This is a genomic window from Sphingomonas faeni (assembly GCF_040407495.1).
Taxonomy (GTDB): Bacteria; Pseudomonadota; Alphaproteobacteria; order Sphingomonadales; family Sphingomonadaceae; genus Sphingomonas; species Sphingomonas faeni_D.
On the sequence record NZ_JAPZPP010000005.1, the window covers coordinates 184,160 to 198,066 of the forward strand.

A 13,907-nucleotide genomic window follows, 5' to 3' on the forward strand; every position below is an offset into this window, starting at 1 on the left:
ACATTGCATCGGGGGCAAGCATGCGAGTATTTTTAGGGATTGCGGCGGCATCATTGGTCAGTGCTCCCGTTGCGGCGCAATCGGTTGAGGTCGACACGCAAAAACTCGGTCAGCGTGCCGAGGCGTTCGTCCGGGTCCGCAACCAGTTCGATCAGGCGGCGATGATCGCGATGATGGCGCCCGAGTACCAGGAGGTGTCTCCGGTCGGCGAGGTCGATTCACGCGAACGCGTGATCGGGTTCTACGCAGCCGACAAGAAATCAGCCGCACCGCCGATGACGATTACCGAAACGGTCGCGCGGCCCGCCGGCACGATCGGCGTAGTGACGTTGCGGATCGCTTATGCGGTGCCCGGCAAGGACGGTCAGCCACAGTCACGCGCGCTGCGCGCCGGCTTCGTCGCGCGGAGGATCGGCAAGGAGTGGCGCTTCGTGTCGGCGCAGTTCACGCCGATCCGCTAGGCCGCTTCCGCGGGTAGCGTCGTCCAGCCCAGCCCTGGGATCGTGATCGAGCGCTTGCCGGCCAGATCGGTGCGGCACACGATCAGTTCGCGGCTTTCGATATAGCCGATCAGCCGCTTCACACGACCGAGCGAACTCGTGCCGTACGTGGCCGCGATGCGCGCGTCAGACGGGCAGGGCTCGCCTTCACGTGCCGCGCGCGCCACCAAAAGGAACGCCCCCAGCATGTCGTCGGGAAGCCCGCTCGCCACGTCCAGTGCCGCCGTCCACGCCTCGTCCGTCATGTCGAAAATGCCGGCGCGGGCGCAACTCAGCCGTCGCACGAAGCCGGGGAGGTCGAGCGGTGGCTTCGCGAGGCCGCCCATCCGGCAGCGCACCTGGAAATCCTGGAACAGCACCGATGGTGGACGCAGCGTCGACTCCGGATCCTCGACGATCGCGCGGAAGACGTCGGCGTAGACCGCCTCGACCTCGTCGTCGGTCTTTTCGGGCGGGGGCGGCGCGGCGGTGCGTGGCTCGGGCGGGCGGGCGATGCCGTCGAGCAGTTCCTCCGCCGGCACGCGACGCGGGCGCGAATCGAACATCAGGCCGAGTTCGGGCGCGTCGACCACCGGCTCGGACAGCAGGTCCTGCAGGTCCATCGGCGCGGCACTGGGGAGAGGTGTCAGCTTGGGGCTGCCGCTGCGCGCGGAGGTCGCGACGTCGCCGATCTTCACCGTGATCGGCCGCCGCGACACTGCTGGCCCGAGCGCCATGAACGTGCCGCGCTGGAGATCGCGAATCGCTTCGGCCTGGCGTCGCTCCATGCCGAGCAGGTCGGCCGCGCGTGCCATGTCGATGTCGAGGAAGGTGCGGCCCATCAGGAAGTTCGACGCTTCCGCCGCGACGTTCTTCGCAAGCTTCGCCAGACGCTGCGTCGCGATCACCCCGGCGAGGCCGCGCTTACGCCCGCGGCACATCAGGTTGGTCATTGCCGCCAGCGATGCGCGGCGGACTTCCTCTGACACTTCGCCGCCGGTCACCGGCGCGAACATCTGCGCTTCGTCGACTACCACCAGCACCGGATACCAATGCTCGCGCGGCGCATCGAACAGCGCGGACAGGAACGACGCGGCGCACCGCATCTGGCCCTCGACCTCAAGCCCTTCGAGGCTCAGCACGGCCGACGTCCGATGTTCGCGCAACCGCGTCGCGATGCGCGAGATCTCGCGTTCGCTATAGTCGCCCGCCTCGATCACGACATGGCCGTGCGGTCCCGCGAGCGTCACGAAGTCGCCCTCCGGATCGATCACGATCTGCTGGACATGCCCCGCCGATCGCTCGAGCAGGCGGCGCAGCAGATGCGATTTTCCCGAGCCCGAATTGCCCTGCACCAACAGGCGGGTGGCGAGTAGTTCCTCCAAGTCGACGCCGACGGCAGTACCATTGCCGTCGGTGCCCATATTCACGCTAACCGTCATGCCGCGCGTTTGGCAGGTGCGGGCGTGTGGGAGCAAGGAGTCTTTGTGGGTTCCATCACAAGTACCCCGTCACCCCGGACCCGTTCCGGGGTCTACGGTCCCGCATCGTCAACCGTCGGCGAGTTTTGGGAACGGTGGATGCCGGAACAAGCTTGGCATGACGGAAGGCTGGAATTATCCGCAATCCCGGCTAGGCCTTCGGGATGGCCACACACTCCCCGCTCGCCGATCTCTCGCAGCGACTGCTCGGCAAGGCGCCGGGCGACCTCGACGACGAGGAGCGCCGCGTTCTTGCGGGGATCGAGGCGGGGACGACGGTCAGCCGCGACGCCGCCGACGTGTCGGACGAACGATCGACGTTCGGTGAGCGGCTGTCCGACCGCGTCGCGGCGATAGGTGGGTCGTGGGGGTTCATCATCGCGTTCAGTGCGGTGCTGATCGGCTGGATGCTGCTGAACTCAGACATCCTGGCGCATTTCGGTCGCGCGTTCGATCCGTATCCCTACATCTTTCTCAACCTGTTGCTCTCGACCGTGGCGGCGATCCAGGCGCCGGTAATCATGATGAGTCAGAACCGGCAGTCGGCCAAGGATCGCCTGGCGGCGAGCCTCGACTACGAAACCAATCTCCGCGCCGAACTCGACATCCTGCGCGTCCATCACAAGATCGATCATCTCGTGCTGGCAAGGCTGGATGCTATCGAAGCCAAGATAGACGGTCTGGCGAAAAGCGCCCCCGGAGCCTAAGAGCGGCGCATCAGGCTATTAGAGGCACCGATGGCAGGCCATTCCAAATACAAGAATATCATGTACCGCAAGGGCGCGCAGGACAAGAAGCGCTCGTCGGCGTTCAGCAAGCTCAGCCGGGAAATCACGGTCGCGGCCAAGATGGGCCTGCCCGACGTCGACATGAACCCGCGGCTGCGCGCCGCGGTCAACGCGGCCAAGGCGGCGTCGCTGCCCAAGGAGAACATCCAGCGCTCGATCGACAAGGCAAGCCGCGGCGATGCGGAGAATTACGAGGAAATCCGCTACGAGGGCTTTGGTCCAGGCGGCGTCTCGCTGATCATCGAGGCGCTGACCGACAACCGCAACCGCACCGCGACCAACGTGCGCGTCGCGGTCGGCAAGAACGGCGGCAATCTCGGCGCGGGCGGCTCGGTCAGCCACGCGTTCGACCGCGTCGGACTGATCTCGTATCCGGCGAGCGCGGGCGACGCCGACACGGTGTTCGAAGCGGCGCTCGAAGCGGGCGCAGAAGACGTCACGTCGAGCGAGGACGGCCATGAGGTCTGGACCGCACAGGGCGACCTGCACGAGGTGGCCAAGGCGTTGGAAGCCAAGCTCGGCGAGGCCGAAGGCGCCAAGCTCGCCTGGCGTCCGCAGGTGATGGTCGCGGTTGAGGCAGACGATGCGGCGACGTTGTTCAAGCTGATCGATGCGCTCGACGAGGACGACGATGTGCAGACCGTCTGGGGCAATTACGAAATCTCCGACGAGATCATGGAGACCTTGGGTTGAGATGAAGAAGGTTTGTTCGCGCGGAGGCGCGGAGGCGCGGAGAGTGGCGCTTCATGCAATCGTCTTCCGCGCGAGCGGCCACAGATCGGTAGGCCAGCCTAGCGGTTTGAAAGTCCAGCTGACGCAAGACAATTGCCAAAAGCGCACCCCCTTTGCGCCTCCGCGCCTCCGCGCGAACAAACCTTCTCCTTCTACCTGCGCATGATCATTCTCGGACTAGACCCCGGCCTGGGCACCACCGGCTGGGGCGTCATTCGCGCCGACGGCAACCGCCTGAGCCATATCGCCAACGGCCAGATCAAGACCGATCCTTCGATGGCGCTCCCCCGCCGCCTTACCGCGCTCTACAACGCGCTGATCGACGTCATCCGCACCGAACGCCCCGACGGCGCCGCGGTGGAGGAAGTGCTCGGCAACACCAATGCGCAATCGACACTGAAGCTCGGCCAGGCGCGCGGCGTCGTGCTGCTCGCTGCGGCGGGCGCGGGGTTGCATATCGGCGAATACCACCCGTCGACCGTCAAGAAGGGCGTCGTCGGCACCGGCGGCGCGGACAAGAAACAGATCCAGGCGATGATGGCGGTGCTGCTGCCGGGCGCAAAGCTCGCCGGTCCTGATGCCGCCGACGCGCTGGCGGTGGCGATCACGCACGCACATCATGTAGCCAGTGCCGCAGCCCTGTCTCGGCGCAGTGGTATCGGCGCCTGACCGACCCTTATCCTCGATGATATCAGCGGCTTTGCCCCAACACGCGCGTCTTGTACGCGTTCTCGCAAGGCCCGGGGGCATTTTGGACTAGGTTGCCGTCTCCAGCGACATACGCTTACCGTAATCAGGTTTTGATAGCCAAGCATCGATTGCTGTGGCAGCGCTTATGGCAGTCTAATTTAGATTAAAGGCGCGGTAATGCGGGTGGAAGACGTGCGGGGCGGCACGAATGGCAGCAATGTTGCTCCCTCGGCATTTGCGATGCCCGAGGGCATGGCCATGCGTTACGACCTGCCCGATCCAGCGTTGTCGGAGTTTCTGACGGGATACGCCATCTATGCGTCGAAAGACCGCACGCCGATGCTCAACTGGTATCTGCCTGCGCCTGCCATGATTTCGGTGATCGTCGATGCTGGTCCTCTGACCGTGTCGATGGGGAACCATCGGTTCGGTCCACTGGACCGTGCAAGTTTCTATGGACCGACCAGCCGTGCCTTCAGAACCGAGACGCACGGCGGGATCGCGGTGGGCATCGGTCTGAGCGCACTCGGCTGGTCGCGGCTGACCACGCGGTCGGCGGGTGATTTCCATAACCGGGTGGTGCCGTTGAGCGGTGCTCTCGGGCCGGAGCTTTCCGCGCGACTGATCGAAGGTCTCAATGCGCTCGACGACGATGCGTTGATCAAACCGTTGCTCGACGAAGTTTTTGGCGGCCTGTTCGCGCGGCCGCATCCGCGTGACGACCTGATCCGCGCGTTCACTGCTTTGACGGTGACCGATGGCGTCATCGAGATGAAGGATGTCGCCGACCGACTGGATATCCCGACGCATGAACTGCGCAGAATGGCGACGCGCCACTTTGGCATGCCGCCAAAACTGTTGCTCCGGCGCGCGCGGTTCCTCCGCTCGTTCATTCGCCTGATCACGGCCGACGGACTGAGCGATTATTCGATGATCGACAGCAGCTATTTCGACGCGTCGCACTTCCTTCGCGATGCCGGCACGTTTCTCGGTACGACGCCGCGTCGTTTCATTGCGTCCGACACGGTGTTCCTGCGGGCCAGCCTGCGGACACGGGCGGCGGTCATCGGCGCGCCGACTCAGGCGCTTCACGATGTTCCGAAGCCTGCGGCATCGATGGTCAATCGATCGCTGCTCGAAGAGGATCGGCCGCGACCGTTCGCGTGACGTCGTGGCACGTCCTTAGCGTTGATTTTGACGGGATGACGCCGCGCGCCCTTTGTTATACCGCGTGATCCAATGATCGTGCATCTCAAAGGCAGGTTGGAGTCCACCGGCATCGACCACGCCGTGATCGACGTCGGTGGCGTCGGCTATCTGGTCGGCGCATCGGCGCGGACGCTATCGGCGCTCGGTCCGATCGGCGAGGCTTGCACGGTGTTTACGGAATTGCTGGTCGGCGAGGATTTCCAGCGGCTGGTCGGGTTCTCCAGCGCGGACGAGCGCGACTGGTTCCGGTTGCTGACGGGCGTGCAGGGTGTCGGTGCCCGCGTTGCGCTCGCGATCCTGTCGGCGCTGGAGCCGGTCGATCTTTCGCGCGCGATCGCAAGTGGCGACAAGGCGATGGTCGCGCGCGCCAACGGCGTCGGGCCGAAGCTTGCCCAGCGTATCGTGATGGAATTGAAGGACAAGGTCGGCGGCATCGCGCTCGGGCTTGGACCGGCGGTCGTCAACGCCGCGCCGGGGGCGTCGGCGGATGCGGTGTCGGCGTTGCTCAACCTCGGTTTCCGCCCGAACGAGGCGAGTGTTGCGGTGGCGGCGGCGGACGAGGAACTGGGCGCGGGGGCTTCGCTCGACGCGCTGGTGCGATTGGCGCTGCGCAAGGCGTCGAAGGCGTAATTTCGGACCCGTTCGGTTGGGTCTTGAGCCTAGTCTCACTCCCCTTCCGTTCGTTCCCCCCTTCCGTTCGTGCTGAGCGAAGTCGAAGCCCCTTTTCTGGCACACCCTTCGACTTCGCTCAGGGCGAACGGAAAGGGGTCAAGTCCCTGTCTTAGAGTGCAGTCGGCAGTGGTCGTCCGTCAAAATGTGCGTCGAGGTTCGCAATGACCAACGCCGCCATCGCGGCCCTGCCATCGACGGTCGCGCTACCCTGATGCGGTGACAGGACCACCTGATCCATCGCCTTCAGCGCGTCGGGAACGGCAGGTTCGTCGGCGAACACATCGAGCCCCGCCCCGGCGATCGTCCCAGTCTGAAGCGCCGCTACCAACGCCGGTTCGTCGACCAGGCTACCGCGAGCGATGTTGACTAAAATGCCATCCCCGCCAAGCGCTCCGAGAACATTCGCATCCACGACGTGTGACGTCGCGCCACCCCCGGGGGCTGCAATGATCAGCACGTCGCACGCCGTTGCGAGTGAGGCGATATCGGCATGGAAAACGCCTGCGAGATCCGGCTTGGCGGAGCGTGCGGTATAGTGAAGTTCGCTCGCAAACGGCACTACGCGCCTGGCGATGGCCCTGCCAATCCGACCCAGCCCGAAGATCCCGATCCGCCGCCCGCTAGCCCGGCGCGCGAGATCGACCTGCCACCCGTCGCCCCGCACCGCACGGTCGTTCGCGACGATCCGCCGCTGCACCGCCAGCATCAGCCCGATCGCGAGATCCGCAACGTCGTCGGTCAGCACGTCGGGGGTCGTCGTCACCGCGATGCCCCGTGCCTTCGTAGCGGTAAGGTCGATCCCGTCGTAACCGACGCCGTGGATCGCGATGATCTCCAGCGCGGGCAGGCGATCGAGCAGCGTCGCATCGACCACGCTGCTGCCGCCACCGACGATCGCGCGCGTCGTCACCGGCGGATCCTTGCGGTGCAACGTGAAGCGGTCGGCGAGCGTCGCCTCCAGCTTGGGCGAAACTCCGCCGAGCAGATATAGGTCGGGATGCGTGTGGTTGGTCATGACCGCCCCATAGCCGCCTTGCCCCCTTCACCGCGAGCGCGCTATCGCAAGGTGTGACCGATACAGACCGCATCCTGACTGCCGCCAAGCGTCCCGAAGACGTCGACGCCGCGCTGCGCCCGAAAACGCTCGACGAATTCGTCGGGCAGAAGGCCGCGCGCGAGAATCTGCGCATCTTCATCCAGGCGGCGAAATCGCGCGGCGATGCGCTCGATCACGTGCTGTTCTTCGGGCCGCCGGGTCTCGGCAAGACCACGCTCGCGCAGATCGTGGCGCGCGAGATGGGGGTGGGCTTCCGCGCCACCTCGGGCCCGGTGATCGCGAAGTCGGGCGATCTCGCCGCGCTGCTGACCAATCTCGAGGACGGCGACGTGCTGTTCATCGACGAGATCCACCGGTTGCAGCCTGCGGTCGAGGAGGTGCTGTACCCGGCGATGGAGGACCGTGCGCTCGACCTGATGATCGGCGAAGGGCCGTCCGCGCGCTCGGTGCGGATCGACCTGCCGCGGTTCACGCTGATCGGCGCCACCACGCGACAGGGGTTGTTGACCACGCCGTTGAGGGATCGCTTCGGCATCCCGGTGCGGTTACAATTCTATACCGTCGAGGAACTGGAGCGCGTCGTCACGCGCGCCGCCGGGTTGCTCGGCTTGGGTATCGCCAAGGACGGCGCGATGGAGATTGCCCGGCGTGCGCGAGGCACGCCGCGCATCGCCGGGCGATTGTTGCGACGAGTGCGCGATTTCGCCAATGTCGCGGGGCACGAGACGGTCGATGCGCGGGCGGCGGATGCGGCGCTTAACCGGCTGGAGGTCGATTCGCTTGGGCTCGATGCGATGGATCGCCGCTATCTGATGATGATCGCGGACATCTACCGCGGCGGCCCCGTCGGGGTGGAGACGCTGGCGGCAGGCCTCAGCGAACCGCGCGACACGATCGAGGAGGTGATCGAGCCGTACCTGATCCAGTTGGGCCTGATCGCGCGAACGGCACGCGGCCGGTTCCTGAACGCTGGCGGCTGGAAGCATTTAGGCCTGAACCCACCAGCCGGAAGCCAGGACGGCCTGTTCGACGCGTAACTGGTTGCGTTCGCTCTACCGTGTTTCCGCGCGAAGGCGGGAACCCAGACTGGGCTCCCGCCTTCGCGGGAGAACAAGAAGGAGAGGGCAACCGTCGCCGATGAGATTTGCTCGCCGCGATCCGCACCAATCTCATTTGTAAGGATCCCCACCGCCAGATCGATCGAACTTCACCCCAACACTGCTTTTGTTGCGTGGCACCCAAGCGCGTCATCTGATAGCCAATGCGAATGCCCCTTTCGGCCGCCGCCTCCGCCCGCGAAATCCTCACCAGCCTTCACGACGTGATGGCGTCGCGCACCTCCGCGCAAGCCAAGCTGAACGCCGTCGTCGGCATTATCGCCACCGCGATCGACAGCGAGGTCTGCTCGATCTACCTGCTCCGCGAAGGCGTGCTCGAACTGTTCGCGACCCGAGGCCTCGACCAAGCCGCGGTCCACGTCACCAAGCTCGCGCTCGGCGAAGGGCTCGTCGGCACGATCGCCGAGGATGTCGAGGTGCTCAACCTCGACGAGGCCGCCAGTCACCCCGATTTCGCCTATAAGCCCGAGACCGGCGAGGACCGCTTCCACAGCTTCGCGGGTGTCCCCATCATCCGTCGCGAGCGTTCGGTGGGGGTCCTGGCCGTCCAGCACACCGACCGTCGCAAATATGCCGACGTCGAGATCGAGGCGTTGCAGACGGTCGCGATGGTGCTCTCCGAACTGATCGCCAACGCAGGCCTCATCGACACCACCGGCGGCGGCGCGGATCGGCCGCAGTCGACCGCGGCGATGCGCATCCCCGGCCAGAAGCTGGTCGACGGCATGGGCGCCGGCTACGCGGTCTATCACCAGCCGCGCATCCACATCGAGCACACCGTCGCCGAGGACACCGACGCCGAGCGCCACCGCGTCTATGCGGCGTTCGACAAGATGCGCGAAGGCATCGACCGGATGACGCGCGAGGCCGAATTCGGCGTCGGCGGCGAGCATGTCGAAGTGCTCCAGACCTACAAGATGTTCGCGTATGACGAGGGCTGGGCACGCCGCATCAACGAGGCGATCGACTCCGGCCTGACCGCCGAGGCGGCGATCGAGCGCGTCCAGCAACGCACCCGCCAGCGCATGCGCCAGATCGACGATCCGCTGCTCGCGGACCGGATGCACGATCTGGAGGACCTGTCGAACCGGCTGCTCCGCATCGTCTCGGGCCAGATGGGTACCGCCGCGCAGATGGGCTTGCGTCAGGACACCATTTTGATCGCGCGCAACCTCGGGCCGGCGGAACTGCTCGAATACGACAAGCGCCGGCTGAAGGGCGTGATCCTCGAAGAAGGCTCGCTTACCGCGCACGTCACGATCGTCGCCCGCGCGATGGGCGTGCCCGTGCTCGGCCGCGTCCGCGACATCCGCCGGCTGGTGGCGGAGGGCGACATGCTGTTGCTCGACAGCGCCGAGAGCAACGTCTTCGCGCGGCCGTCCGCGGCGATGGAGGAGGCGTTCGAGGCCCGCCTCGCAATGCGCCAGAAGCGCAAGGCGGCGTTCGCGGCGCTGCGCGACGTGCCGCCGATCACCAAGGACGGCCACCGACTGACGCTGATGGTCAACGCCGGTCTGCGCGACGACGTGGCGGCGCTCGACGTCACCGGCGCGGACGGCATCGGCCTGTTCCGCACCGAATTCCAGTTCCTCGTCTCCGCTACCTTGCCGCAACGCGAGCGCCAGCATCGGCTCTACCGCGAAGTGCTCGACGCTGCGGGGGATCGCCCGGTGATCTTCCGCACCGTCGATATCGGTGGCGACAAGGCGCTGCCGTATCTCAACAAGGAAGACGCCGACGAAGAGAACCCGGCGATGGGCTGGCGCGCGCTGCGCCTCGGCCTGGAGCGCGACGGGTTGATGAAGGTGCAGGCACGCGCGCTGCTCGAAGCCGCCGCGGGTCGCACGCTCAACGTGATGTTCCCGATGGTCAGCGAGCCGTGGGAGTTCGACGAGGCACGCGCGCTGTTCGAGGCGCAGCGTCACTGGCTGGAGGGCAGGGGCCGCAAACTGCCACTCGCGATCCGCTACGGCGCGATGCTTGAAGTCCCGGCGCTCGCCGAGATGCTCGACATCCTGCTCCCGAAGATCGAGTTCCTGTCGATCGGCACCAACGACCTCACGCAGTTCCTGTTCGCCGCCGATCGCGCCAACCCGAAGCTCGCCGAGCGCTACGACTGGCTCAGCCCGTCGATCCTCCGCTTCATCGCGCGGCTGGTCGCACCGGTTCGTGATGCCTCGGTCGATCTGGCGGTCTGCGGCGAGATGGGCGGGCGTCCGCTGGAAGCGATGGCGCTGATCGGGCTCGGTATCGATCGGCTGTCGATCACCCCCGCAGCGGTCGGCCCGATCAAGGCGATGACGCGCTCGCTCGATCGCGCTGCGCTGACCCGATACATGTCAGGGCTGCTGGCCAACCCGCCACGCGACATGCGCGGTGCGCTGACCAACTGGGCGACCGAAAACGGTGTCGAAATCGTCTGATCGGTGGAAAGCTGCGGTTAAGACGTTCGGTGCGTTGACACGGCTAAGGCCCTCTGAAAGACGGGTGACATAGCGGGCAACGCTACGCGCCCGTGTTCGGAGATAAGAATGGACGAGGTCGAGACCGGCCAGAACGCAGCACCCGCTCAACCAGAGCGTGCTGGCGACATTCTCCGCAAGGCGCGCGAGGCGCAGGGCCTGACCGTCGCGGATATCGCGACGCGGACCCGCGTGCCGTTGCGTCACCTCGAGGCGATCGAGGCGTCCGATTATTCCACGCTGCCGTCGTCGACCTATGCGGTCGGTTTTAGCCGGGCCTATGCTAGAGCGATGGGCATCGACGAGGTGCACATAGCCAACGTGGTCCGCGGCGAAGTTGCCAAGCTGGGCAGCAAGAAGCCCGAATACGAACCCTATGAGATGACCGATCCGTCGCGCGTGCCCTCGCGTGGGTTGGCGATCGTTGCGCTGGGCATCGCAATCGCGGTGCTGGTGCTGGTCGGGCTGTGGTACGGCACCGACATGTTCCGCGGATCGAGCAATGCCTCGATCACGACGCCGATCGCCGAGACCGCGCCGAACCCTGCCGCGCAGACCGCGCAACCGGTGCCTGCGCCGGCCACGCCCGCGAACGGACAGGTCACGCTGACCGCCTCGGATGAGGTCTGGATGCGCGTCTACGATGCCGACAACAAGACGCTGTACCTCGGCACGATGAAGCCCGGCGAGAAGTTCGATGTGCCGAAGGATGCCAAGGATCCGAAGATCAACATTGGTCGCGCGGACAAGCTGGCGGTTACGCTCAACGGCGCCGCGGCCCCTGCGCTCGGCACCGGCGAGCGTGCGATTAAGGACGTGTCTGTGGGGGCACCCGCCATCGCCGCACGGATTGCCGGCACGCCCGAGCCTCAGGCCACGCCGACCGCCACCGAAGCGACGCCAACGCGGTCCGAGCGGTCGCGTACTGCAAGCCGTCCCCGCACGCCGCGCCGTCCGTTGAGCGAAACGCAGCGCGCCAATCTGGACGCAGCCGCCAATCCACCACCCGCCGCTACGGCAACGCCCAATCCGTGATTGCAGCCGACCATCGCCGGGGTCTTAAGGCTGGCGACAGGATGGGTAGTGCAGCTATACCCGGACGATTAACCAATCCACCGGGGGGGTGTGGCCCATGCGTAAGTCAATTCTGGTCGGCATCTGCCTCTCGGCGCTGTTGCCCGCTACCGTACAGGCACAAAACGTCGAGGGCCGCGTCGGCAAGCTCGAAAGCGAAATGCGCGCGGTCCAGCGGAAGGTCTTCCCGGGTGGTGCGGGCCAGATGCTCCAGCCCGAAGTCCGCGCGCCGCAGAGCGAGCAGGGCCCGGGGCCAGGCTCGCCCGCGACCAGCGCGCTTGCCGACGTGAACCAGCGCGTCACGTCGCTCGAACAGCAGATGACCTCGCTCACCGAACAGATCGAGCAGAACCAGAACCGCACGCGCCAGTTGCAGGATGCGTTCGACAATTACCGCCGCTCGAACGACGCACGGATCAAGACGCTCGAGACTGGTCCCGCGCTCATCGCGACGGGGGCGGGTGGCCCGATCGGGTCCGATGACCAGTCGAGCGGCCCATCGCGCCCGACCACGCGCCCCGAAGCGGCGAGCAAGCCCGGCGCGGCGACACCGACCAAGGTCTCGGTCGAGAAGCCCTCGACCGGCGATCCGGCGGAGGACGAGTACATGTACGGCTACCGTCTGTGGTCGGCCAAGCAGTATCCGCAGGCCGAGGCGCAGCTAAAGAAGGTCGTCGCCGATTTCCCGAAGAGCAAGCGCGCCAGCTATGCGCAGAACCTGCTCGGCCGGTCGTATCTCGACGAGGGTAAGCCGAGCCTCGCATCGATGGCGTTCTACGACAATTACAAGAAGATGCCCGAAGGCGAGCGCGCGCCGGACAGCCTGTTGTATCTCGGGCAGGCGCTGACCAAGCTCAACAAGCCGGCGGATGCATGCAAGGTGTATGACGAGCTGAACGACGTTTACGGGGCCAAGATGGCATCGGCGATGAAGGGCCAGGTCGCCGCTGGACGCAGCGCGGCGAAGTGCAAGTAAGCGATCCCTCGATGCCTAAGCGTGACCGCCTGTTGGTTTCTGCACCTTGCAAACCAGCCCCACCCCGGCGGAGGCCGGGGCCCAGTTGGAAAGGTCGCAGTAACGGATCGCAGCGCTTGATCAGCAACGTTTCCCAACTGGGCCCCGGCCTCCGCCGGGGTGACGAGTTCTCCACGGTCGGGACTGTCTTCGTATGACCGGAGAAGGACGCCGCTTCGCCGTAGACTTCGCACGCCTCGCCAGCGACATCACCAACCCGCTGTTCGCCGTCTCCGGCGGCCCCGACAGCATGGCGATGCTCACCCTCGCGCACGAAGCGCTCCCCCCCGGCTTCACCGTCGCCAGCATCGACCACCGCCTCCGCCCCGAAGCGGTGGAAGAGTCGGCGATGGTCGCCGCCCACTGCGCAACCCTCGGCATCCCGCACGCCACGCTAGCGCCCACCGAACCGATCACCGGCGCCAGCATCCAGGCGCAAGCCCGCACCACGCGCTACGCCCTCCTCACCGATCACGCCCGCGCGATCGGGGCAGGGGCGCTCGTCACCGGCCATCACGCCGACGACCAGGCCGAAACCTTCCTTATGCGCGCCGCCCGCGGCTCCGGTCTTGCCGGGCTCGCCGGCGTCCGCGCCCGCACCGAAGTTCACGGCGTCACGGTGATCCGCCCCTTGCTCGACTGGCGCCGCGCCGAACTCCGCGCGATCGTTCGCCGTGCCGAGGTGCCGTTCTTCGACGACCCTTCGAACCACGACGACCGCCACGATCGCACCCGCTTCCGTCGGTTGCTCGACCAGAACGAATGGCTCGGTACGCCCAACCTCGCGCGCGCCGCCGCCGCGCTTGCCGAGACTGACACCGACGTTCGCGCGATGGTCGACTGGATCTGGACCGAACGCGCCAAGGTCGGCGGCGGTGAGGTGAAGCTCGCGGTCGAGAACCTTCCCCGCGAGATCCTCCGCCGCCTCGCCCGTCGCGCGATCGGCACGGTCCGCACCGACGCCGGCATCGTCGCGCCCGAATGGACCGAGGCGGCCAATATCGAAAGCCTGCTCGACTCGCTGATGGCCGGCAAGCGCACCACGCAGGCCGGGATCATCGCCAGCGTTCGCGGCGACGTCTGGCGCTTCCGCGAGGCACCGCCGCGTCGAACTGCAGCCTGACCCGCGC

13 protein-coding genes are annotated in these 13,907 nt (G+C 66.3%); 11 read left to right on the forward strand and 2 right to left on the reverse strand.

Annotated features, from left to right (window positions below):
- Positions 1-20: 20 nt before the first annotated feature.
- Entirely contained in the window at positions 21-461 is a 441-nt protein-coding gene (locus tag O6W96_RS15825; RefSeq protein WP_353470455.1) for a nuclear transport factor 2 family protein, read from the forward strand.
- Here the strand turns inward: O6W96_RS15825 and O6W96_RS15830 are convergent.
- Positions 458-1,921, reverse strand: coding sequence for an ATP-binding protein (locus O6W96_RS15830; RefSeq protein WP_056051716.1), 1,464 nt, complete (start codon positions 1,919-1,921; stop codon positions 458-460). The two genes, O6W96_RS15825 and O6W96_RS15830, sit on opposite strands and share 4 nt — an antisense overlap.
- A gap of 203 nt (positions 1,922-2,124) precedes the next feature.
- Here O6W96_RS15830 and O6W96_RS15835 point away from each other — a divergent pair, with 203 nt between their 5' ends.
- From O6W96_RS15835 to ruvA, 5 genes are all read left to right on the forward strand, one after another.
- Positions 2,125-2,667 carry a DUF1003 domain-containing protein gene (locus O6W96_RS15835; RefSeq protein WP_353470456.1) on the forward strand — a complete coding sequence of 181 codons (543 nt, stop codon included), beginning with the start codon at positions 2,125-2,127 and terminating at the stop codon, positions 2,665-2,667.
- A gap of 30 nt (positions 2,668-2,697) precedes the next feature.
- Complete coding sequence (locus tag O6W96_RS15840) at positions 2,698-3,441, forward strand: YebC/PmpR family DNA-binding transcriptional regulator (protein ID WP_353470457.1); 744 nt, start codon at positions 2,698-2,700, stop codon at positions 3,439-3,441.
- 201 nt (positions 3,442-3,642) lie between these two features.
- On the forward strand, positions 3,643-4,149 hold the full coding sequence (ruvC, locus tag O6W96_RS15845; protein WP_131583635.1) for a crossover junction endodeoxyribonuclease RuvC: 507 nt from the start codon (positions 3,643-3,645) through the stop codon (positions 4,147-4,149).
- 273 nt (positions 4,150-4,422) lie between these two features.
- Positions 4,423-5,337: a hypothetical protein gene (locus tag O6W96_RS15850; protein ID WP_353470458.1), complete on the forward strand. Its 915-nt coding sequence runs from the start codon at positions 4,423-4,425 to the stop codon at positions 5,335-5,337.
- A 72-nt stretch (positions 5,338-5,409) separates the two neighbouring features.
- Complete coding sequence (gene ruvA, locus O6W96_RS15855; protein ID WP_353470459.1) at positions 5,410-6,009, forward strand: Holliday junction branch migration protein RuvA; 600 nt, start codon at positions 5,410-5,412, stop codon at positions 6,007-6,009.
- Positions 6,010-6,160: 151 nt separating this feature from the next.
- On the opposite strand, the gene O6W96_RS15860 is transcribed toward ruvA, so the two are convergent.
- Entirely contained in the window at positions 6,161-7,066 is a 906-nt protein-coding gene (locus tag O6W96_RS15860; RefSeq protein ID WP_353470460.1) for a 2-hydroxyacid dehydrogenase, read from the reverse strand.
- Positions 7,067-7,119: 53 nt separating this feature from the next.
- Between O6W96_RS15860 and ruvB the strand changes: the two genes are divergently transcribed.
- The 5 genes from ruvB to tilS all read left to right on the forward strand — a co-directional run bounded on the left by ruvB (position 7,120) and on the right by tilS (position 13,900).
- Positions 7,120-8,145, forward strand: a complete 1,026-nt coding sequence (ruvB, locus tag O6W96_RS15865; RefSeq protein WP_056061260.1) for a Holliday junction branch migration DNA helicase RuvB — start codon at positions 7,120-7,122, stop codon at positions 8,143-8,145.
- Between the two features lie 230 nt (positions 8,146-8,375).
- Positions 8,376-10,649: a phosphoenolpyruvate--protein phosphotransferase gene (ptsP, locus tag O6W96_RS15870; RefSeq protein ID WP_353470580.1), complete on the forward strand. Its 2,274-nt coding sequence runs from the start codon at positions 8,376-8,378 to the stop codon at positions 10,647-10,649.
- 108 nt (positions 10,650-10,757) lie between these two features.
- Positions 10,758-11,723, forward strand: a complete 966-nt coding sequence (locus tag O6W96_RS15875) for a helix-turn-helix domain-containing protein (protein WP_353470461.1) — start codon at positions 10,758-10,760, stop codon at positions 11,721-11,723.
- Between the two features lie 97 nt (positions 11,724-11,820).
- Positions 11,821-12,738 (forward strand): tetratricopeptide repeat protein, encoded by a 918-nt coding sequence (locus O6W96_RS15880; protein ID WP_353470462.1) that lies wholly within the window; start codon positions 11,821-11,823, stop codon positions 12,736-12,738.
- A 193-nt stretch (positions 12,739-12,931) separates the two neighbouring features.
- Positions 12,932-13,900, forward strand: coding sequence for a tRNA lysidine(34) synthetase TilS (tilS, locus tag O6W96_RS15885; protein ID WP_353470463.1), 969 nt, complete (start codon positions 12,932-12,934; stop codon positions 13,898-13,900).
- Positions 13,901-13,907: the final 7 nt, after the last annotated feature.

Bases quoted from the DNA above. Each gene is read 5' to 3' on its own strand.
- O6W96_RS15825 (WP_353470455.1), top strand. From the start codon at position 21: ATGCGAGTATTTTTAGGGATTGCGGCGGCATCATTGGTCAGTGCTCCC.
- O6W96_RS15830 (WP_056051716.1), bottom strand. From the start codon at position 1,921: ATGACGGTTAGCGTGAATATGGGCACCGACGGCAATGGTACTGCCGTC.
- O6W96_RS15835 (WP_353470456.1), top strand. From the start codon at position 2,125: ATGGCCACACACTCCCCGCTCGCCGATCTCTCGCAGCGACTGCTCGGC.
- O6W96_RS15840 (WP_353470457.1), top strand. From the start codon at position 2,698: ATGGCAGGCCATTCCAAATACAAGAATATCATGTACCGCAAGGGCGCG.
- ruvC (WP_131583635.1), top strand. From the start codon at position 3,643: ATGATCATTCTCGGACTAGACCCCGGCCTGGGCACCACCGGCTGGGGC.
- O6W96_RS15850 (WP_353470458.1), top strand. From the start codon at position 4,423: ATGGCCATGCGTTACGACCTGCCCGATCCAGCGTTGTCGGAGTTTCTG.
- ruvA (WP_353470459.1), top strand. From the start codon at position 5,410: ATGATCGTGCATCTCAAAGGCAGGTTGGAGTCCACCGGCATCGACCAC.
- O6W96_RS15860 (WP_353470460.1), bottom strand. From the start codon at position 7,066: ATGACCAACCACACGCATCCCGACCTATATCTGCTCGGCGGAGTTTCG.
- ptsP (WP_353470580.1), top strand. From the start codon at position 8,376: ATGCCCCTTTCGGCCGCCGCCTCCGCCCGCGAAATCCTCACCAGCCTT.
- O6W96_RS15875 (WP_353470461.1), top strand. From the start codon at position 10,758: ATGGACGAGGTCGAGACCGGCCAGAACGCAGCACCCGCTCAACCAGAG.
- O6W96_RS15880 (WP_353470462.1), top strand. From the start codon at position 11,821: ATGCGTAAGTCAATTCTGGTCGGCATCTGCCTCTCGGCGCTGTTGCCC.
- tilS (WP_353470463.1), top strand. From the start codon at position 12,932: ATGACCGGAGAAGGACGCCGCTTCGCCGTAGACTTCGCACGCCTCGCC.